The following is a 19,033-nucleotide window of genomic DNA, read 5'->3' as shown; positions in this document are numbered from 1 at the left end:
CCGCTGTACTCAGCGGGCCGGGCCGGAGGCGTTTTCAGAAGCTGATCCCGTTGATCGTCTCCGCCACGGAGTTGAGGAACCTGTTTATCTCCGGGGCCATGCCCGTCGACGCCAGGAAGAAGCCGAAGAGCACGGCGACGATCGCCGGCCCCCACTTGAGCGACCCCCCGCGGATCAGCACCACAAGGATGATCGCCAACAGCAGTACCACTGACAGCGAAATGGCCACACTGATCACACCCTAGGTCGGTCGCTTCCCGGCCCGGGGGGTACGACCCCGCACACCCCCGCCAGGTCCATCGTGCCACCAACAGGCGTGTCCTATGCGGCTGGTGACGCATCGTCGGCCACCCTGGCGCGGACCTGCCGCGTCCGCTCCGCATTTGCGGGCCGCGAGCGAGGGAATTCGGCGTGATCGTTTCCATGGGCACACAGGTCGCACACAGAGATTGTTCGCCGTAAATTCGAATTGTCGCCGGGGACACATCGCGCGGTGAGCCGACGCCCGTAACCCGGTTGATGAATCGGACATTTCGCCAGAGTCGCCCGCGGGTGTTATGCGCCATTTAAGCGGGATGAGTTGCGACCTAAGGGACATTTTTTGGGCGATGGGGCGGCGATGAGCGGTCATGATCGGCGCTCGATTGCTTTGTGCATCGCTATGTCGACACCACTGATTCGGGGGTACTCGTACTCAAAGCACGGGCATTACACGGAATTGAGTGACGGGTGAGATGAAGGTTTTACGAAAGCACCCGGGCGACGCTAGGGTGCCTCAGATGTTCCACGCTGCCACGACCCCCGCAAGCGCAGTGCGGTCACGGATCGTCTCCCCGAGCTCTTGGTGGGAGGGCCTGTGACGAACTCGGTGCACCCGCACGGCCGCCACCGGGCGCCGCTCCCTCCGGCGCAGCCCGCGTCCGGAGTGCCGAGCCCGCGCGCCCCACACGCCCCCGAATCCCCTTACTCCCCCAGTTCCACGGCCAGTTCGACGGCCGGCTCCACGGCGACCGCCACCGCTCCGCCGGTCGCCCGCTCCGCGCAGGGCGCCCCCCACGCCAAGCCCGCGAAGCAGCGCGACTCGTTCTTCGACAATGCGAAATATCTGGCCATCGTCCTTGTGGCGATGGGTCATTCATGGGAGCCGCTGACCGACCACAGCCGCGCCGCCGAGGCGCTGTACATGGTCGTCTACACGTTCCACATGCCGGCGTTCATCATCATCTCCGGCTATTTCTCGCGCAGTTTCGACATGCGGCCGGACCGGCTGAAGCGGCTCGTCACGGGCATCGCCGTGCCGTACGTCATCTTCGAGGTCGCGTACACCTTCTTCAAGCGGTGGGCCGACGACGACCCGACGCAGCCGATCAGCCTGCTCGACCCCTGGTACCTCACCTGGTTCCTGGTCGCGCTGTTCGTGTGGCGGCTGACCACTCCCCTGTGGAAGCTGGTGCGCTGGCCGGTGCCGATCGCGCTCGGCATCGCCGTCCTCGCCGTGATCTCGCCGGACATCGGCGACGACCTCGACCTGCAGCGCGTCCTGCAGTTCATGCCGTTCTTCGTGCTCGGCCTCTTCATGAAGCCCGAGCACTTCCAGCTCGTACGGCGTCGTGAGGTACGGATCCTGTCCGTGCCGATCTTCGCCTGCGCGGTGCTGCTCGCCTACTGGGCGGGGCCGCGGATGACGTCGGTGTGGTTCTACCGCCGTGACAGCGCCCAGGAGTTGGGCGTGCCGTGGTGGGTCGGTGTCGTGATGACCCTCGCGCTCTTCGGCTGCTCGCTCGTGCTCACCGCGTGCTTCTTCGCGTGGGTGCCGCGGCGGAAGATGTGGTTCACGGTCCTCGGCGCGGGCACCCTGTACGGCTACCTGCTGCACGGGTTCATCGCGAAGGGGTCCCGTTTCTGGGGCTGGTTCGACGACTACCAGTGGCTGCACAAGCCGTACGGCGAGGTCTTCGTGACCCTGGTCGCGGCGGCCGTGGTGACCGCGCTGTGCACCCCGCCGGTGCAGCGGATGTTCCGGTTCGCGATGGAACCGAAGATGGAGTGGGCGTTCAAGCGGGACGCTGCCGCTCTTGCCCGGGAGCGGGCCAGGTCGTAGTCCCTGAGTCCGTAGGGCCTTGTCACAGCCCCAACAGGGCGCGCATGTGGGCGTATTTCGCCTGCAGGCGCGCCCTTGTCGGTTCGTCGAGGACCGCGAGGCGGGCCGGGTCCGCGTTGTGCGCCAGGTCCGCTTCCTTGACCAGGAGGGCGCCGGGGGTGGCGAGGATGCGGGAGGCGTAGGTCTCGGGGGGTTCGCCCTTGCGCTTGGTGAGGGCGCGCACGATGTCCTTCGTGCGGTGCGGCAGGGGGGCGTCGTGCAGCCACTGTTCCGTGAGGGCGTTGTCCTCGATGGAGTCGTGGAGCCAGGCCGCTGCGATCTGGTCCTCTGTGCCGCCCCTTCGACTGACTCCTTCGGCCACTGCCTGGAGGTGCTCTGTGTAGGGGCGGCCTGCTTTGTCGGTCTGCTGGGCGTGGGCCTTGCGGGCCAGGGCTTCTACTTCGGGGAGGGGGAGGTGGGGGCTTGGGTTCATGCGGGGATTCTTTCCCCAAGCCCGCCCCTTCCCGAAATCCCCCGGCTACGCCGGGCCCGGGGCGTCGTCCTGGGGCTTCGCCCCTTGCCCCCTCGATCGGCGCTTCGCGCCTCGTCCTCAAGCGCCGGACGGGCTGAATGGGCCCCGGAGCGGGCTCAGTTGTTCTTCAGCGCCGCCCTTGCCGGAATGACCGTCGCCGCCAGGCCCAGCGCCAGCGCCGAGCCCGCGAACGAGGCGTAGACGAGCGGGGGGATGTACGGGCCCTCGCCCGTCAGGCCCCTCATCATCGGGATCAGGGTCGCCAGGGCGATCGCCGTGCCCAGGACGATGCCCGCGCCCGCCACGAGGAGGGCCTCCCAGCGGACCATGTTCAGGACCTGGGCGCGGGTCGAGCCGATGAGGCGGAGGGTGCCGAGTTCGCGGCGGCGGTCGAGGACCGTCATCACCAGGGTGTTGACGGCGGCCACGGCCGCGAAGCCGCCCAGCACGGCCGCCATCGTGGTGTTCGCCCAGGCGTTGAGCTCGCGGTCCAGGGACTGTGCCGTGGTGTAGTCGGCGCGGTTCTGGATCGTGGTCCCGGGGGTCAGGGAGGTCAGGGAGGTCAGGGCGTGGGGGGTGCCGCCCTTGGTCCAGAGTTCCGTGTCGAAGGGGGACGTCATGTGCTGCTTCAACGCCGTTGCGGGGAGCGTCACTTGGGAGAGGCCGAGGCCGCGGCCATAGGTGGCCACGATCTTCGGGGACACCTTCGTGCCGTCGGGGAGGCGGAGTTCGAGGTGGTCGCCCGTCTTCACGTGGGCCGTGCGGGCGAGGTTCGCGTCGACGGCGATCTCGTTCCTGCCCAGGGTGAGGGAGCCCGTCTCGACGGACAGGTCCTGGACCTTCGCGAGGTCGCGGGGCGAGCCCGTGATGCCCTGGGCCGTCGCGGACTCCAGCCAGCGGTCGCCGCCCGAGCCCGCCGGGACGAGGACCGAGGACTTGAGGATGCCGACCGCGGCGTCCACTCCCGGGGCCTTGGCCGCGCGGGACTGAGCGTCGGGGGCCAGGCCCGCGCCCGACGCGGATGTGACGATGTGGTCCGCCGTGATGCCGTCGCGCTGCTGGTCCGCCGCCACCTTGTCCTCGCTGGTGTGCATGAAGACCAGGACGGAGGAGAAGGCCATCGCCAGGACGATGGGGGTGATCGCGGAGGCCAGCCGGCGGGCGTTCGTACGGGAGTTGGCGGCCGCGAGCGACGCGGACGCGCCCGCGCCGCGCAGCGGGAGGCCGAAGAGGGCCGCGCAGCCGCGGGCCACCAGGGGGCCGAGCAGCGCGACGGCGAGCATGAACAGCATGACGACGCCGAGCGCCGCGTTGGCCGCGTCCTCGCCGGTGGTGGTCGCGGCCAAGCGGGCGCAGATGATGCCGCCGACCGTCGCCGCGACGCCCAGCGGGGTGCGGATCCAGCCGAGGGGCAGCCGCTCCACGGACGCCTCCGTCAGGGCCTGGCCCGGCTTGATGCGGGAGGCGCGGCGGGCGGCCATGTACCCGGCGGCGAGGGCCGTGAGCATGGCGGTGCCGACCGCCGTGAGGAGGGGGATCCAGGAGACGGAGAGGTCGACGGCCTGCGGGATCGCGCCCTTGTCCTGGAGCTGCCCGAACCACCAGCCGGCCAGGGCGATTCCGGGCAGGCAGCCGAGCACGCCCGCGAGCGGGGCGACGAGGAGGGCCTCGGTGGCGATGGAGCGGCGGATCTGCCGCGGGGTGGTGCCGATGGCGCGCAGCAGCGCGAACTCGCGGGCGCGCTGGCCGACGGAGAGCGCGACGGTGCCCGCGGCGGTGAAGACGGCGACCATCGTGGCGATGCCGCCGAAGGAGCCGCCGAGGCCGGTGAGCAGCTCCTTCGCCTCGGCGAGCTGCGCGTCCTCGACGCTGCCCCGGTCGTCGCCGGTGTGCACCTTGGCCTTGCCGCCGAGCGCGTGCGCGACCTGCGACTTCAGCTGGGCGTCGGTGACGCCGTCCTTGGGCAGGACGGCGATGGCGTCGATGCGGCCGGGGTGCCCCGACATCCGTACGGCTTCGGCGTCGGTGAACCAGGCGGTGGGGGCGCCCTGTTGGGCGGCCGTCCCGGAGACGCGGAAGGTGCGGGGGCCGTCGGCCGTGGTGAGCGTGGTGCGGTCGCCGACCTTGGCGCCGGGGGTGGCGAGGACGACCTCGCCGGAGTGCGGGGCGCGACCCGCCGTGAGGTGCTCGCCGGTGAAGGCGGTGGAGCCCCAGCCGTGCGCGGTGACGGCGGTCTTGTCGGACTGCACGGGGAACGTCAGATCGAGTACGGCGCTGCGCGCGCCGGGCGCCGAAGCGGCCTTCGCCACGAGGGAGTCGTCCAGGCGGGCGCGGTCCGGGACCAGGGCGCCGTTGTCGCTGCTGTCGTCGCCGCTGCCGGTGACGAGGTGGGACTGCTGGTCGGCGGCGGCCACGACGGGGGCGTGCGCGTAGCGCTCCGGGGGCACGGTGGCGCGCAGGCCGGTCTCCAGGAGGATGCCGCACGCCGAGACGATCATCGCGGCCATCGCGAGGGCGACGAAGGTGCCGACGAAGGCGGCGGGCTTGAACCGGAGTGCGGCTCGTGCCAGGCCGTTGGGGGCCATCTGTGTCCTCCCGGAGGGGGCTGGTTGTTTCGGTGCGGCTTGTCGGGGGCTGGGCTCTTGCGCAGTTCCCCGCGCCCCTGATGCGTCGGCTCGGGGCGGTTCTTCGAGTGCGGGCGGTCTTCGCTCTTTGCGCAGTTCCCCGCGCCCCTTATGCGGCTGCCGTCGCGTACGCAGGGCGCGTCAGCGTCGTCATGCGCGTCGCGATCTGGGCCGCCGAGCCGCGCTCCAGGCGGTCCGCGATGGTGCCGTCCGCCAGGAACAGGACCCGGTCCGCGTACGTCGCCGCCGTGGGGTCGTGGGTGACCATGACCACCGTGGCGCCCAGCGAGTCGACGGCCGAGCGGAGAAGTCCGAGGATCTCGGCGGCCGTTGTGGTGTCCAGGGCGCCGGTCGGTTCGTCCGCGAAGACCACGTCCGGCTGGGTGACCAGGGCGCGGGCGATCGCGACGCGCTGCTGCTGGCCGCCGGAGAGCTGGCCGGGGCGGCGCCGGCCCTTGTCGGCGAGGCCGACGCGGGCGAGCATCTCGGCGGCCGCGCGCCGGTCGGGGCGGCGGCCCGCGAGGCGCATCGGCAGAAGCACGTTCTGCTCGACCGTGAGCGAGGGCAGCAGGTTGAAGGACTGGAAGACGAAGCCCAGGCGGGTGCGGCGCAGGGCGGTCAGCTTGTTCTCGCCCATCGACGTGATGTCGGTGCCGCCCAGGCGGACCGTGCCCGACGTCGGCCGGTCCAGGCCCGCCGCGCACTGCAGGAACGTGGACTTGCCGGAGCCCGAGGGGCCCATCACCGCGGTGAAGCTGCCGCGCGGGAGCGTCAGGTCGATGCCCGCGAGGGCGTGCACGGCGCCGGAGCCTCGGCCGTACTGGCGGCGCACGCCGTGGAGTTCGACGGCCCGGTCGCCCTGCGGCGCGTGGCCGTGCGACTCGTGGCCGTGCGGCGTGCCGAGGGTCGGCACCGCGTCCTGTGCCGCCCTGTTCTTCTTCCGCCGCAGTCCCATGACCTGTCCGCCTCTCCGTACGAATTCGACCTCTTGAACGTACGGAGCGGGGGGTGCCGTGGACCATGACGGCTTCCGGCGGATCCGAGGTAGGGCAAACCCCACCCCGTCCCCCAGGAAACCTTTTGGTAAGCTAACTATTGACGCGTTCTTTACGAACCCTTGACTCTCTTGACTCTAAGGAGCGGGCCCATCGGACACGCAGACACGTTGATAGCCATGGGCGGCGCCTTTCTCGCCGCCGCAGTCCTCGCCCGCCTCGGCGGCCGCATCGGACTCCCCACGATCCCCCTGTTCATCCTGGCCGGGATCCTCCTCGGCCCCCACACCCCCGGCATCGTCCTGGTCGCCGACCCGCATGACCTGGAGATGCTCTCCGCGCTCGGCCTCGTGCTGCTGCTCTTCTACCTCGGCCTCGAGTTCCACATGGACGACCTCAAGGCGGGCGGGCGCAAGATGGCGCTCGCCGGTGGCACGTATCTCGCCCTGAACGTCGGCGCCGGCCTCGGTTTCGGATTCGCCCTCGGCTGGGGCACCTCCGAAGCTCTGGTCCTCGCCGGGGTGCTCGGCATCTCGTCGTCCGCGATCGTCACCAAGGTGCTCGTCGACACCGGGCGGCTCGGCAACCCCGAGACCAAGCCGATCCTCGGCATCATCGTCGTCGAGGACATCTTCCTGGCGCTGTACCTGGCGGCGCTGCAGCCCATCCTGTCCGGCGCCGACTCCCTGGCCGCGGCCGTCATGGACGGCGGCAAGGCGTTCGCCTTCCTCATCCTGCTCGCGCTCGCCGCGCGGTTCGGGACCCGGATCACGGACCGCCTCTTCTCCATCAAGGACGACGAACTCCTCGTCATCTCCTTCCTGGGCGCGGCCGTGTTCGTCGCCGGGGTCTCGGAGTGGTTCGGGGTCGCGGACGCCATCGGCGCCTTCATGGTCGGTCTGATGCTGGGCAGCACGGCGTCCGGGGCGCGCATCCTGAAGCTGGTGCACCCGCTGCGCGACGCGTTCGGCGCGATCTTCTTCTTCGCGTTCGGGCTGTCAATTGATCCCGGGGACCTGCCCGTTGTGCTGTGGCCGGTGCTCGCCGCCGTCGCCGTGACGCTGCTCATGAACGTCCTTGCCGGGATCGGCGCCGCGCGCGTGTACGGGTTCGGGGGCGGGCCCGCCGCGAACATCTCCACCACCCTGCTGGCGCGCGGCGAGTTCGCGCTGATCCTCGCGACGATGGCGGCCGGTGCGGGCCTCGACGAGCGGCTCTCGCCGTTCATCGCGGGCTATGTGCTGCTGCTCGCCGTGCTCGGACCGCTGGCGGCCGTGCGGTCGGAGTGGCTGGAGCGGGTGCTGCCGGCGCGGCTGCTGCCCGCGCCGGTGTCGGCACCGGAGTCGGTGTCGGCGCCGGAGTCAGTGTCGGAGCCGGGGGCACCCGAGCCCGTGAGCGTCACGCCTCCCGGCAGATGAGCAGCAGCGCCCTGTCGTCGTTGACGTCCTTGGCGACCGCCTCGATCAAGTGCCAGGCGGCGCCGTGGAATCCGCCCGCGACATAGCGGTCGGCCTCGCCGGTCAGCCGGTCGATGCCCTCCGTGATGTCGCGGTCGGACGTCTCGACGATGCCGTCCGTGAACAGCATCAGGACGTCGCCGGGGCGCAGCGAACCCTTCACCGGGTCGAACTGCGCCCCGTCGTAGACGCCGAGCAGCGGGCCCTCGGCCGCCTTCTCCTCCCAGCGGCCGCTGCCCGCGCTGAGGTGCAGGCCCGGCGGGTGGCCCGCCGAGAAGAGCTCGTAGTCGCCCGAGTCCAGGTCCAGGACCAGGTGGATGGAGGTGGCGAAACCTTCGTCCCAGTCCTGGCGCAGCAGATAGCCGTTGGCCGCCGGGAGGAAGGCGTGCGGCGGCAGCGAGCCGAGCAGGCCGCCGAAGGCACCGGACAGCAGCAGGGCGCGCGAGCCCGCGTCCATGCCCTTGCCGGAGACGTCCGTGAGGACGACCTCCACGGTGCGGCCGCCGTTCGTCCGCGCGGCCACCACGAAGTCGCCCGAGAACGACTGGCCGCCCGCCGGGCGCAGCGCCATCTCGCGGTGCCAGCCGCGCGGCAGCTTCGGCAGCTTGCTCTGCACCCGGATCCGTTCGCGCAGGTCGAAGAGCATCGTGCCGCCGCCCCGCCAGGGCACCCCGACCCGGCTGCGGAACTGCGCGATGAGCAGCCCGAAGAAGCCACAGGCCGCGACCACCAGGACGATGCCAGGGGTGACCCGGGACGGGCCCTGGGTGTACGGGCCGAGCCGGACGGACTCCACGATCAGGGCCGCGGCCGCCGCCGCGTACAGGCCGAGCAGGCTGGCGGGGCGCAGCAGCAGCCCGCCCGCGACGATCGGCAGGACGAGGGCGGCCGGTGAGCACCACATCGAGTTCACGAGCGTGCAGCAGGTGATGACCGGGACCGTGAGGAGCAGACCGGCCAGGGCGACCCAGTCCGAGCCGTCGCCGCGGAAGTAGTCGACACCCGATTTGCGCAGCGCGACGCGGACCCGGTGCATCCTCTTCTTGAACCGGGCCGTGAGCGTCTCCGCTTCCGCGCGTCCACCTGCCATTGCTCGTGGACCCTATCCACCGGGCCAGGCGCTTCGCACGGGAGGTACCACTTGTCCCCCGTCAGGGGCACGGCTGTGGCCGGTTGTCGACGGGTGGCCGGGGCGGGGGCAGGGGTGGGGTGGGTGCAGGGGCGGGGCGGGTGCGGGGCAGGGGCGGCCTCGGTCCGGCTGCGGTCCGGCTGCGGTCCGGCCCTCTTCCGGACCGCGGAAATTCTGTCGCTGCCTGCCGTCGGTCCCTGCTACTCATGGCATATGACGACAGATCTGAGGGTGCTGCGCGAGGCCGAGTGGGACACGTACTACGGGCTCCTGGAGCGCGCCTTCGGCGGGGTCATCGAGTCGCCCGAGGAGCGGCGCCTGTGGCGGGACCTCACCGAGTGCGAGCGGTCCCTCGCGGGCTGGGACGGCGAGGAGTGCGTGGCCACCGCCGGGGCGTTCAGCTTCCGGCTCAGCGTGCCCGGCGGCGCCCTCGTCGACGCGGCGGGCGTCACCATGGTGGGCGTCGCCGCCACCCACCGGCGGCGCGGGCTGCTCACCGCGATGATGCGCCGCCAGCTCGACGACGTGCGCGAGCGCGGGGAGAGCCTCGCGGTCCTCACCGCGTCCGAGCCCGTCATCTACGGCCGCTTCGGCTACGGCGCCGCCACTCAGCAGCTGCGCGCCGACATCGACACCACCCAGGTCCGGCTCACCGTCCCGGACGGCACCGACGAGGTGACGCTGCGGTACGCCGACCCCGCCGAGGTCCTCGACGCCTGCGAGGCGGTGTACGCCCGGCTGGTGCCGCTGCGCCCCGGCATGCTCGCCCGGCGCCCCGGCTGGGAGCAGCTCGGGCTCCTCGACCCGGAGAGCGAGCGGAGCGGGGCGTCGCCGCTGCAGTGCGTGGTCGCCGAGCGCTCCAACTCCGGCTCTGGGGCTGGGGCTGGCATTGGCTCTGGCTCCGGGTCCCGGGAAGTCGTGGGATACGCCCGCTTCCAGGTCAAGCCCGAGTGGGACTACGCCGGCCCCAAGGGCGAGGTGCAGCTGCACGACCTGGAGGCGCTCGACCCGGCGGCGAACGCGGCGCTGTGGCGGTTCCTCTTCGACATCGACCTGACGTCGGTGCTCCAGGTGCGCAACCGCCCCGTGGACGACCCCTTCCTCCACCTCGTCACGGACGTGCGCCGCAGCCGGCTGCGGGTGCGGGACTCGCTGTACGTGCGCCTGGTGGACGTGGGCGCGGCCCTGGAGGCACGCACCTACCGGGCGCCCGTGGACGTCGTGCTGGACGTCGCGGACGACTTCTGCCCCTGGAACAGCGGGCGTTGGCGGCTCACCGGCGACGCGAAGGGCGCGAGCTGCAAGCGGCTGCCGGACGGGGACGGCACCCCGGCCGATCTCGCCCTGTCCGTACGGGAGTTGGGCTCCGCCTACCTGGGCGGCGTCTCGCTGTCGGCGCTGGCCGGGGCCGGGCGGGTGCGGGAGCTGCGGCAGGGGGCGGTGGCGGAGGCGGCGCTGGCGTTCGGGGGGGATGTGGCGCCTTGGTTGCCGCATGGGTTCTAGAGCGGCTTGGGCTCTGGAGCGGCGTGAGTTCTGGAGCCGCTTGGGCTCTGGAGCGGCGTGAGTTCTAGAGCCGCTTGGGTTCTGGAGAGGCGAGGGGGATTTCGGATTCTTCTCGTTCTCTCCTTCCGTTCAACTCACTTGCCTCGCTGGCACTTCGGGCACCAGAAGAGGTTGCGGGCCGCCAGGTCCGCCGTGCGGATCTCCGTGCCGCAGATGTGGCACGGGAGGTTCGCCCTGCGGTACACGTACACCTCGCCGCCGTGGTCGTCGACGCGCGGCGGGCGGCCCATGGCCTCGGGGGTGTGCTCGGGCCTGACCGTGTCGATGCGGTTGAGGCGCACGCCCTCGTGCATCAGCTCGACGAGGTCGGACCAGATCGCGTCCCACCGGTCCTCGGTGATGTCCCTGCCCAGGGTGTACGGGTCGATGCCGTGCCGGAAGAGGACCTCGGCGCGGTAGACGTTGCCGACGCCCGCGATGACCTTCTGGTCCATGAGCAGGGCGGCGATGGTGGTGCGGCTGCGGGCGATGCGGCGGTACGCCTTCTCCGGGTCGTTCTCGCCGGTGTCCGGGTCCGTGGGGCGCAGCGGGTCCGGGCCGAGGCGGTCGTGTATCGCCTGCTTCTCGCCGTCCGTGATGAGGGCGCAGGTGGTGGGGCCGCGGAGGTCCGAGTAGTGGGACTTGTTCGCGAGGCGGAGGCGAACCGTGTCCGTGGGGGGTGGGGCGGGGGCGTCGCCGAGGGTGTACTTGCCGAAGAGGCCGAGGTGGATGTGGACCCAGCCGGTTGCGGCGAAGCCGAGGAAGAGGTGCTTTCCGTGGGCTTCTGTGGTGGTGAGGGGCTGGCCGGTGAGGAGGGCGGCGCTGTCGGAGAACTTGCCTTGGGGGCTGGTTGCCGTGAGGGGGGTGCCGGTTGCGAAGCGGGTGCCGTGGTCCGCTGCGAGGCGGTGGATCGTGTGCCCCTCGGGCATGGTGCTCCTCGTGGTGTGCGGGGGTTTGCCTCCGGCGGCTCTTTCCCCAGTCCCGCCCCTTCCCGAAATACGGCGACTCCGTCGCCCCTGGGGTGCCCGTTTTGGGGCTACGCCCCTTGCCCCCGATCGGCCTGGACGGCCTCGTCCTCAATCGCCGGACGGGCTGAGTTGGTCCAGCCTGTCCGGCGGTTTCGGGAAGGGGCGGGACTGGGGAGAGGAAAGCGCCTCAGCCCTGCGGGTGGTGGGCCGGGATCGGGGGGAGTTCGCCCGTCTCCTCGTAGCGGCTCAGCATCTCGATGCGGCGCGTGTGGCGTTCCTCGCCCGAGTACGGGGTGTTGAGGAAGATCTCGACGAACTTCGTCGCGTCCGCCTCCGAGTGCATGCGGCCGCCGATCGAGATGACGTTCGCGTCGTTGTGCTCGCGGCCGAGCGCCGCCGTCTGCTCGCTCCAGGCCAGCGCCGCCCGTACGCCCTTGACCTTGTTCGCGGCGATCTGCTCGCCGTTGCCGGAGCCGCCGATCACGATGCCGAGGGACTCCGGGTCCGCCGCCGTCTTCTCCGCGGCGCGGAGGCAGAACGGGGGGTAGTCGTCCTGGGCGTCATAGATGTGGGGGCCGCAGTCGACGGGGTCGTGGCCCTGGGCCTTCAGCCATTCGACCAGGTGATTCTTCAGTTCGTAACCGGCGTGATCAGAGCCGAGGTAGACGCGCATGGCTCCGAGTGTGGCATGACCCACCCCGGGCAGGCGTGTCCGGGGCCACAGGGAGCGGGGAGGGGGCGAGCGCGGGTGGGACCTTCGGCCTGAATACAACGATCCGGAGTCGGGACTTCCGTCCCGATCATCCCTGAGTTTGAATGCGGGGGCTCGTGACCGTGAACCTAAGGATTCGCCCATGACCTCGCAATCCTCCCTTGCGAAGGAAGACAGCCGCCCCAACGGCCCTGGGGATCCGCAGTCCGGCGGTGCCGGAACCGGCGGAGACGGACTAGGCAGCAATGACAGTGACGGGCTGAAGGCCGGGCTCAAGAACCGTCATCTCTCCATGATCGCCATCGGTGGTGTCATCGGGGCGGGGCTCTTCGTCGGCTCCGGGTCCGGCATCGCCGCCGCCGGGCCCGCGATCCTCATCTCGTACGCCCTCGTCGGCACCATGGTCGTGCTGGTGATGCGGATGCTCGGGGAGATGGCCGCCGCACGGCCCGCCTCCGGCTCCTTCTCCACCTATGCCGATCAGGCCCTCGGGCGCTGGGCCGGGTTCTCCATCGGCTGGCTCTACTGGTTCTTCTGGGTCGTCGTGCTCGCGGTGGAAGCGACCGCCGGTGCCGTCATCCTCAACGGGTGGATACCGGCCGTGCCGCAGTGGGGCTGGGCCCTCATCGTGATGGTCGTGCTGACGGCGACCAACCTCGTGTCGGTCGGCTCCTACGGCGAGTTCGAGTTCTGGTTCGCGGGGATCAAGGTCGTCGCCATCGGGGCGTTCGTCGTCGTCGGGCTGCTGGCTGTGTTCGGTGTGCTGCCCGGGTCCGACAATCCCGGGGACGGGCTCGCGCATCTGACCGATGCCGGCGGGTTCTTCCCGAAGGGCGCGGGCGCCATCCTCACCGGTGTGCTCATGGTCGTCTTCTCGTTCATGGGCTCCGAGATCGTCACGCTCGCCGCCGGTGAGTCGGAGGACCCGCAGAAGGCGGTCACCAAGGCCACCAACAGCGTCATCTGGCGCATCGGCGTCTTCTACCTCGGCTCCATCTTCGTGGTGCTGACACTGCTGCCGTGGAACGACAAGTCGATCACCGAGGACGGGTCGTACGTCGCCGCGCTGAACTCCATCGGGATCCCGCACGCCGGGCAGGTCATGAATGTGATCGTGCTGACCGCCGTGCTGTCCTGTCTCAACTCCGGGCTCTACACCGCCTCCCGCATGGCCTTCTCGCTCGGCCAGCGCGGGGACGCGCCGAAGGCGTTCGCGCGCACCACCTCGCGCGGTGTGCCGCAGACCGCGATCCTCGGCTCCGTCGTCTTCGGCTTCCTCGCCGTCTGGTTCAACTACCAGTGGAAAGACACCGTCTTCGACTTCCTGCTCAACTCCTCGGGCGCGGTGGCCCTGTTCGTGTGGCTCATGATCTGCTTCACGCAGCTGCGCATGCGCGGCATGATCCTGCGCGAGTCGCCGGAGAAGCTGGTCGTGAAGATGTGGCTCTTCCCGTATCTGACGTGGGCGACGATCGCGATGATCTCGTTCGTGCTCTGCTACATGCTGACCGACGCCGCCAACCGCAAGCAGCTGCTGCTCTCGCTTCTGGTCGCGGCGATCGTGGTCGCCATCTCGCTGGTGCGGGAGAAGATGCGCCCCCGCGTCACCGACGCTCCGTAAGGACGCTCTGCAGGAACCCTTCGTAGGGACGCGAGAAAAGTTGACGGTGCCTGTCAGCTTTCTGCGACAGCCTTCCCCTCGTACGCACCACATCGCGTACGAGGGGATCGCCGTACTTACGGAGGCTGACGTGATCGACCACACCGCCGAGCGACTCGTGTTCCGGCCCGGCGACGCCGGGTACGAGGACGAACTCGCCGGATTCCAGACCGGTTTCGCACAGCGGCCCGCGATCGTCTTCGCCGCCTCCTCCGCCGCCGACGTGGCCGCCGCCGTCTCGTACGCCGCCGAGGCCGGGCTCCCCGTGGGGGTGCAGGCCACCGGGCACGGACTGCCGGACGGCGCCGAGGGAGGGGTACTGATCTCCACCCGGCGCATGGACGCCGTGAGCGTCGACGCCGAAGGCCGCACCGCCACCGTCGGCGCGGGCGTGCGCTGGGGGCAGGTCGTCGCGGCCGCCGCCGAGCACGGGCTCGCGCCGCTCAACGGGTCCGCGCCGGGCGTGGGCGCCGTCTCGTACACGCTGGGCGGCGGACTCGGCATCCTGGCGCGGGAGTTCGGGTACACCGCCGACCATGTGCGGTCCCTCGAGGTGGTGACCGCCGACGGTCGGCTGCGCCATGTCACCGCCGAGTCGGAGCCCGAGCTGTACTGGGGGCTCCTCGGTGGCGGGGCGAACCTCGGTGTGGTGACCCGGCTGGCCGTCGGGCTCGTGCCGTTGACGCGGCTGTACGGCGGGGCGATCGACTTCGACGGGGACGAGGTGGACCCGGCGGAGATCCTGCGCGGGTACACGGAGTGGACACGGTCCGTGCCGGACGAGGTGACCTCGTCGGTCGCCGCCCTCGTCTACCCGGACATCCCGCAGGTCCCGCCCCATCTGCGCGGCCGCTACCTGGTGACGGTGCGCGTCGCGTTCACGGGGAGCGAGGAGGAGGGCGAGCGGCTCGTCGCGCCCCTGCGGGCCATCGGCGCCCCCGTGTCCGACTCGCTGCGGGAGATGCCGTACGCCGACAGCCACACCATCCACAGCGACCCGGACTTCCCGCACGCCTACTACGGGGACGGCGTCATGCTCGACGAGCTCGAACTCGCGGGCGCGACCGAGCTGTTCCGGGTCAGCGGGCCCGCCGCCGACGCGATGCACGTCGTCCAGCTCAACCACCTGGGCGGGGCGCTCGCGGAGCCCGCCGGGAACGCGGTGCCGTACCGGGAGGCGGGCTGGCTGATGCGGATCCTGTCACCGCTGGACGAGCGGACGGACCGCGAGGCCGCCCGGGCCCATCACGCACGGGCCTTCCGCTCCGTCGCGGGCCAGACCCTGGGGCGCTCCCTCAACTTCACCTTCGGGGGCGGGGACCGCGGCGCCGAGGGCCTGTACGACGCGGAGACGCGGAAGAGGCTCGCCGGGCTGAAGGCCACTTACGACCCGGCGAACCTCTTCAGGCGGAACTACAACGTCAACTGAGTTACGGGCGTCAGGAGTTGCGGTCGAGCAGCTTCCACGCGGTGGGCAGCGCGCCCATCGCGAGGGCCGCCTTCAGGGCGTCGCCGATCAGGAAGGGCGTGAGCCCGGCGGCGACGGCCTGGGTCAGCGACATGCCGGTGGCGGCCGCGAGGTAGGGGACGCCGACCGCGTAGATGATCGCGGAGCCGAGCACCATGGTGCCCGCGGTGCGCAGCACGGAGCGGTCGCCGCCGCGGCGGGCCAGGGCGCCCACCACCGTGGCGGCGAGCAGCATGCCGAGGACGTAGCCGAGGGTCGGCAGCGCGGCACCGGACTTGGCCTGGGCGAACCACGGCAGGCCGGCCATGCCGACGAGGGCGTACAGCGCGAGGGAGAGGAAGCCGCGGCGGGCGCCGAGCGCGGTGCCGACGAGGAGGGCCGCGAAGGTCTGGCCGGTGACCGGCACGGGCGAGCCGAGGACGGGCAGCGCGATCTGCGCGGCGAGCCCGGTGAGCGCGGCACCGCCGAGCACCAGGGCGGCGTCCCGCACGCGGGGAGCCACTCGGGAAGAGGGGAGCAGGTCGGCGAGGACCTGGCCCGGGCGGGTGGAGAGGGCAGCCGTGCTCATCGGGGCTCCGCGGGTGGTGTGGGTGGTGAGTGGGACGCGTTGACGCTATCCCAGGGCCCGGGGCGGCCACACGGTCTCCGGCTCACAAAGGGATGAGCCGGGGCTTGGTGGGCTCTGCACAAAGGCGGGGACCAAGGCGCCGGTCGGCGTGACGCGCATCACGGAGGCCAGCCCGTTTTGCGCCGGACGGCTCCCGGCGGGGACACTGTAGGTTCTCCCCAATTTCTCTGAGCACCCCGAGAGCAAGCCGATCACCATGCACGCGCCCCAGACCGACCCGGCCGCCACGGCCGCACCCCTCGGGGACGAGAACGAGCCCCTCGGTGGCGGGCTCAAGCAGCGCCACCTCACCATGCTCGGGCTCGGCGGTGTCATCGGGGCCGGGCTCTTCGTCGGCTCCGGGGCCGGGATCGCCGTGGCCGGGCCCGGCATCGTCGTCTCGTATCTGATCGCGGGCACGCTCGCGATGTGTGTGATGCGGATGCTCGGCGAGATGTCCGCCGCGATGCCCGCGTCGGGGTCGTTCTCCGTGCACGCCGAGCGGGCGCTCGGGCGGTGGGCCGGGTTCTCGGTCGGCTGGCTCTACTGGTTCCTGCTCGTGGTCGTGCTCGCCGTGGAGGCGACCGGCGCCGCGCAGATCGCGAACCAGTGGGTGCCCGGCGTGCCGCAGTGGGCGTGGGTGCTGCTCTTCATGTTCGTGTTCACGGGCGCCAACCTCGCGGCCGTGAAGAACTTCGGCGAGTTCGAGTTCTGGTTCGCCGCGCTCAAGGTCTTCGCCATCGTGGCCTTCCTGGTGCTCGGCCTGCTCGCGGTCTTCGGGGTGCTGCCCGACACCAACCCGGTCGGCTTCACGCATCTCACCGGGGACGGCGGCTTCCTGCCGAACGGCTGGAGCGGGGTCGTCTCCGGCGTGCTCGCCGTCGTCTTCGCCTTCGGCGGCCTGGAGGTCGTGACGATCGCGGCGGCCGAGTCGGACGATCCGGTGCGCTCGGTGGCCCGCGCGGTGCGCAGCGCCGTCTTCCGCATCCTCTTCTTCTACGTCGGGTCGATGCTCGTCATCGTGACGGTGCTGCCGTGGACGGCGCAGCAGTCGGGCATCAGCCCCTATGTCACGGTCCTCGACTCGATCGGCGTCCCCTCCGCCGGGACGATCATGAACATCGTGGTGTTCGTGGCGCTGCTCTCGGCGCTCAACGCCAACCTCTACGGCTCGTCCCGGATGGTCTTCTCGCTGGCCGAGCGCGGGGAGGCGCCGAAGGGCCTGCTGAAGGTGTCCGGGGGCGGGGTGCCGCGGCGTGCCGTGCTCGCCTCCGTGGCCTTCGGGTTCGTCTCCGTGCTGCTGAACCTGGAGTGGCCGGACACCGTCTTCTCGTATCTCCTCAACGCCGTGGGCGCGGTGCTCCTTTTTGTCTGGGCGCTGATCGCGGTCTCGCAGCTGCGCCTTCGCCGGCGCATCGAGCGGGAGGCGCCGGAGCGGCTCGTCCTGAAGATGTGGGGCTTCCCGTACGTGACCTGGGCGGCGCTCGTGGCGATGGCCGTCGTCATCGGGCTGATGCTGAACGACGACGGGGCGCGGCCGCAGCTGCTGTGGTCGGCGGGGGCGACGGCGCTGGTGCTCGCGGTGGCGGGGGTACGGGAGTTGAGGGCACGGCGTACGTGACGCAAGGGGCGTACAGGGCGTACGGGTCTGAGCACGCCTCATGTGACGCAGACGTGAACATGACGTGTCGAGATCTGCACCATGTGTGAGCGTGGTGTCCGTATACCGGTCAGCTGTTCCCTGTGAGCGGTGCGGTTGCTCAGACTGTGGGCGCCTGTCTCCCCTGTCTCACCGTCCCCCGTCTCAGCTACCGAACAGGGCACGCCCATGTCACGGACGTCCGCTCCCCAGGACGCAGCACCTGTCGCAGCACCCCCCGGCGAATCCGCGCTCGGCCACGGACTCAAGCAGCGTCATCTTTCCATGATCGCTCTTGGCGGTGTGATCGGGGCCGGGCTCTTCGTGGGCTCCGGTGCGGGCATCGCCGCGGCCGGTCCCTCGATCGTGCTCGCCTATGCGATATCCGGCTGTCTCGTCATGCTCGTGATGCGCATGCTCGGCGAGATGTCCGCGGCCAACCCGGCGTCCGGCTCCTTCTCCGTGCACGCCGAGCGCGCCATCGGCCCCTGGGCGGGCTTCACCGCGGGCTGGTCCTTCTGGTTCCTGCTGTGCGTGGCCGTCGGCCTGGAGGGGATCGGCGCGGCGCAGATCGTGCACGGCTGGGTGCCCGGGGTGCCGGAGTGGGCCTGGGTCGCCCTGTTCATGCTGATGTTCTGCGGCACGAACCTGGCGGCGGTGAAGAACTTCGGTGAGTTCGAGTTCTGGTTCGCCGCGCTCAAGGTGAGCGCGATCGCCCTGTTCCTCGTCATCGGCGTCCTCGCCATCCTCGGCGTCCTGCCCGACACGGACGCCCCCGGCCTGACGAACCTCACCGGCCACGGCGGCTTCATGCCCAACGGCACGGAGGGGCTGATCGCGGGCCTGCTCGCCTCGGTCTTCGCGTACGGCGGTCTGGAGACCGTCACGATCGCGGCGGCCGAGTCGGAGCACCCCATCCAGGGCGTCGCGAAGGCCGTGCGCACCGCGATGTGGCGCATCGCCCTCTTCTACGTCGGCTCGATGGCCGTCGTCGTCGTGCTGCTGCCCTGGACGAAGGAGGAGATCCCGGCCAAGGGCCCGTACGTCGCGACGCTCGATTACCTGGGCATCCCCGCCGCCGGCCAGATCATGAACGTCGTCGTCCTCATCGCCCTGCTCTCCGCGATGAACGCCAACATCTACGGCGCCTCCCGCATGGCGGGCTCCCTGATCGGCCGCGGCCTCGGCCCGCGGGTGATCGGGGCGATCCACGGCGGGGTGCCGCGCATCGCCGTCGTCACCTCGTCGCTCTTCGGCTTCGTCTGCGTGCTGCTCAGCTACTGGCGGCCCGACGACATCTTCCAGTGGCTCCTGAACACCATCGGCGCGCTCATCCTCGTCGTCTGGTTCTTCATCGCCGCCTCGCAGCTGCGGCTGCGCCGCCGCCTGGAGCGGGAGGCGCCCGAGAAGCTCGTCGTGAAGATGTGGGCGTACCCGTACCTGACCTGGCTGGCGCTCGCGGGCATGGCGACCGTGTTCGTGCTGATGGCGCGCCAGGAGGACACCCGGGTGCAGCTGTACTACGCGGGCGGTCTGACCGTGATCCTCGCGGTCGTCGGCTTCGTGTGGCAGAAGCTCGGCCTGCAGCGCGACGCGGCGGAGTAGCACGCTCCCCCACCC

Annotated in this window: 15 protein-coding genes; 7 read left to right on the top strand and 8 right to left on the bottom strand. The window is 70.9% G+C overall.

Annotated elements, in window-relative coordinates:
- Window positions 1-34: 34 nt before the first annotated feature.
- Window positions 35-229 carry a hypothetical protein gene (locus ACFWYM_RS08695; RefSeq protein WP_384832077.1) on the bottom strand — a complete coding sequence of 65 codons (195 nt, stop codon included), beginning with the start codon at window positions 227-229 and terminating at the stop codon, window positions 35-37.
- Between the two features lie 627 nt (window positions 230-856).
- Between ACFWYM_RS08695 and ACFWYM_RS08690 the strand changes: the two genes are divergently transcribed.
- Window positions 857-2,101, top strand: a complete 1,245-nt coding sequence (locus ACFWYM_RS08690) for an acyltransferase family protein (RefSeq protein WP_384832074.1) — start codon at window positions 857-859, stop codon at window positions 2,099-2,101.
- Window positions 2,102-2,123: 22 nt separating this feature from the next.
- Here ACFWYM_RS08690 and ACFWYM_RS08685 read toward each other — a convergent pair whose 3' ends face one another.
- The 3 genes from ACFWYM_RS08685 to ACFWYM_RS08675 all read right to left on the bottom strand — a co-directional run bounded on the left by ACFWYM_RS08685 (window position 2,124) and on the right by ACFWYM_RS08675 (window position 6,191).
- Window positions 2,124-2,573 carry an HD domain-containing protein gene (locus ACFWYM_RS08685; RefSeq protein ID WP_384832071.1) on the bottom strand — a complete coding sequence of 150 codons (450 nt, stop codon included), beginning with the start codon at window positions 2,571-2,573 and terminating at the stop codon, window positions 2,124-2,126.
- 155 nt (window positions 2,574-2,728) lie between these two features.
- On the bottom strand, window positions 2,729-5,197 hold the full coding sequence (locus ACFWYM_RS08680; protein WP_384832068.1) for an FtsX-like permease family protein: 2,469 nt from the start codon (window positions 5,195-5,197) through the stop codon (window positions 2,729-2,731).
- Window positions 5,198-5,345: 148 nt separating this feature from the next.
- Window positions 5,346-6,191 carry an ABC transporter ATP-binding protein gene (locus tag ACFWYM_RS08675; RefSeq protein WP_384832065.1) on the bottom strand — a complete coding sequence of 282 codons (846 nt, stop codon included), beginning with the start codon at window positions 6,189-6,191 and terminating at the stop codon, window positions 5,346-5,348.
- Between the two features lie 219 nt (window positions 6,192-6,410).
- Here ACFWYM_RS08675 and ACFWYM_RS08670 point away from each other — a divergent pair, with 219 nt between their 5' ends.
- Window positions 6,411-7,649, top strand: coding sequence for a cation:proton antiporter (locus ACFWYM_RS08670; RefSeq protein ID WP_384832062.1), 1,239 nt, complete (start codon window positions 6,411-6,413; stop codon window positions 7,647-7,649).
- Here ACFWYM_RS08670 and ACFWYM_RS08665 read toward each other — a convergent pair.
- A complete protein-coding gene (locus tag ACFWYM_RS08665) occupies window positions 7,630-8,778 on the bottom strand; it encodes a PP2C family protein-serine/threonine phosphatase (RefSeq protein WP_384832059.1) in 1,149 nt (382 codons plus the stop codon). The two genes, ACFWYM_RS08670 and ACFWYM_RS08665, sit on opposite strands and share 20 nt — an antisense overlap.
- Window positions 8,779-9,030: 252 nt before the next feature.
- On the opposite strand from ACFWYM_RS08665, the gene ACFWYM_RS08660 reads away from it, so the two are divergent.
- A complete protein-coding gene (locus tag ACFWYM_RS08660) occupies window positions 9,031-10,320 on the top strand; it encodes a GNAT family N-acetyltransferase (protein ID WP_384832056.1) in 1,290 nt (429 codons plus the stop codon).
- A 134-nt stretch (window positions 10,321-10,454) separates the two neighbouring features.
- Here the strand turns inward: ACFWYM_RS08660 and ACFWYM_RS08655 are convergent, their stop codons facing one another.
- Window positions 10,455-11,288 carry an Fpg/Nei family DNA glycosylase gene (locus ACFWYM_RS08655; RefSeq protein ID WP_384832053.1) on the bottom strand — a complete coding sequence of 278 codons (834 nt, stop codon included), beginning with the start codon at window positions 11,286-11,288 and terminating at the stop codon, window positions 10,455-10,457.
- Window positions 11,289-11,514: 226 nt separating this feature from the next.
- Window positions 11,515-12,000 carry a ribose-5-phosphate isomerase gene (locus ACFWYM_RS08650; protein WP_384832051.1) on the bottom strand — a complete coding sequence of 162 codons (486 nt, stop codon included), beginning with the start codon at window positions 11,998-12,000 and terminating at the stop codon, window positions 11,515-11,517.
- A gap of 181 nt (window positions 12,001-12,181) precedes the next feature.
- On the opposite strand from ACFWYM_RS08650, the gene ACFWYM_RS08645 reads away from it, so the two are divergent.
- Together ACFWYM_RS08645 and ACFWYM_RS08640 are read left to right on the top strand one after the other, a co-directional pair.
- Window positions 12,182-13,660: an amino acid permease gene (locus ACFWYM_RS08645; RefSeq protein ID WP_384832049.1), complete on the top strand. Its 1,479-nt coding sequence runs from the start codon at window positions 12,182-12,184 to the stop codon at window positions 13,658-13,660.
- Between the two features lie 130 nt (window positions 13,661-13,790).
- Complete coding sequence (locus ACFWYM_RS08640) at window positions 13,791-15,128, top strand: FAD-binding oxidoreductase (protein WP_384832046.1); 1,338 nt, start codon at window positions 13,791-13,793, stop codon at window positions 15,126-15,128.
- 10 nt (window positions 15,129-15,138) lie between these two features.
- Here ACFWYM_RS08640 and ACFWYM_RS08635 read toward each other — a convergent pair whose 3' ends face one another.
- Window positions 15,139-15,735 carry a biotin transporter BioY gene (locus tag ACFWYM_RS08635; RefSeq protein WP_384832043.1) on the bottom strand — a complete coding sequence of 199 codons (597 nt, stop codon included), beginning with the start codon at window positions 15,733-15,735 and terminating at the stop codon, window positions 15,139-15,141.
- A gap of 256 nt (window positions 15,736-15,991) precedes the next feature.
- Here ACFWYM_RS08635 and ACFWYM_RS08630 point away from each other — a divergent pair, with 256 nt between their 5' ends.
- Window positions 15,992-17,395: an amino acid permease gene (locus ACFWYM_RS08630; RefSeq protein WP_384832040.1), complete on the top strand. Its 1,404-nt coding sequence runs from the start codon at window positions 15,992-15,994 to the stop codon at window positions 17,393-17,395.
- 207 nt (window positions 17,396-17,602) lie between these two features.
- Window positions 17,603-19,018 (top strand): amino acid permease, encoded by a 1,416-nt coding sequence (locus ACFWYM_RS08625; protein WP_384832037.1) that lies wholly within the window; start codon window positions 17,603-17,605, stop codon window positions 19,016-19,018.
- Window positions 19,019-19,033 lie beyond the last annotated feature (15 nt).

It is taken from the genome of Streptomyces sp. NPDC059009, from assembly GCF_042740175.1.
Classification (GTDB): Bacteria; Actinomycetota; Actinomycetes; order Streptomycetales; family Streptomycetaceae; genus Streptomyces.
The sequence above is the reverse complement of the archived record's forward strand: the minus strand, read 5'-3'. Positions and strand labels throughout refer to the sequence as shown.

What these genes read in the sequence shown, in the direction of transcription:
- ACFWYM_RS08635 (WP_384832043.1), bottom strand. Translation starts at nt 15,735, where the DNA reads ATGAGCACGGCTGCCCTCTCCACCCGCCCGGGCCAGGTCCTCGCCGAC.
- ACFWYM_RS08680 (WP_384832068.1), bottom strand. Translation starts at nt 5,197, where the DNA reads ATGGCCCCCAACGGCCTGGCACGAGCCGCACTCCGGTTCAAGCCCGCC.
- ACFWYM_RS08655 (WP_384832053.1), bottom strand. Translation starts at nt 11,288, where the DNA reads ATGCCCGAGGGGCACACGATCCACCGCCTCGCAGCGGACCACGGCACC.
- ACFWYM_RS08685 (WP_384832071.1), bottom strand. Translation starts at nt 2,573, where the DNA reads ATGAACCCAAGCCCCCACCTCCCCCTCCCCGAAGTAGAAGCCCTGGCC.
- ACFWYM_RS08625 (WP_384832037.1), top strand. Translation starts at nt 17,603, where the DNA reads ATGTCACGGACGTCCGCTCCCCAGGACGCAGCACCTGTCGCAGCACCC.
- ACFWYM_RS08660 (WP_384832056.1), top strand. Translation starts at nt 9,031, where the DNA reads ATGACGACAGATCTGAGGGTGCTGCGCGAGGCCGAGTGGGACACGTAC.
- ACFWYM_RS08645 (WP_384832049.1), top strand. Translation starts at nt 12,182, where the DNA reads ATGACCTCGCAATCCTCCCTTGCGAAGGAAGACAGCCGCCCCAACGGC.
- ACFWYM_RS08650 (WP_384832051.1), bottom strand. Translation starts at nt 12,000, where the DNA reads ATGCGCGTCTACCTCGGCTCTGATCACGCCGGTTACGAACTGAAGAAT.
- ACFWYM_RS08665 (WP_384832059.1), bottom strand. Translation starts at nt 8,778, where the DNA reads ATGGCAGGTGGACGCGCGGAAGCGGAGACGCTCACGGCCCGGTTCAAG.
- ACFWYM_RS08630 (WP_384832040.1), top strand. Translation starts at nt 15,992, where the DNA reads ATGCACGCGCCCCAGACCGACCCGGCCGCCACGGCCGCACCCCTCGGG.
- ACFWYM_RS08670 (WP_384832062.1), top strand. Translation starts at nt 6,411, where the DNA reads ATGGGCGGCGCCTTTCTCGCCGCCGCAGTCCTCGCCCGCCTCGGCGGC.
- ACFWYM_RS08675 (WP_384832065.1), bottom strand. Translation starts at nt 6,191, where the DNA reads ATGGGACTGCGGCGGAAGAAGAACAGGGCGGCACAGGACGCGGTGCCG.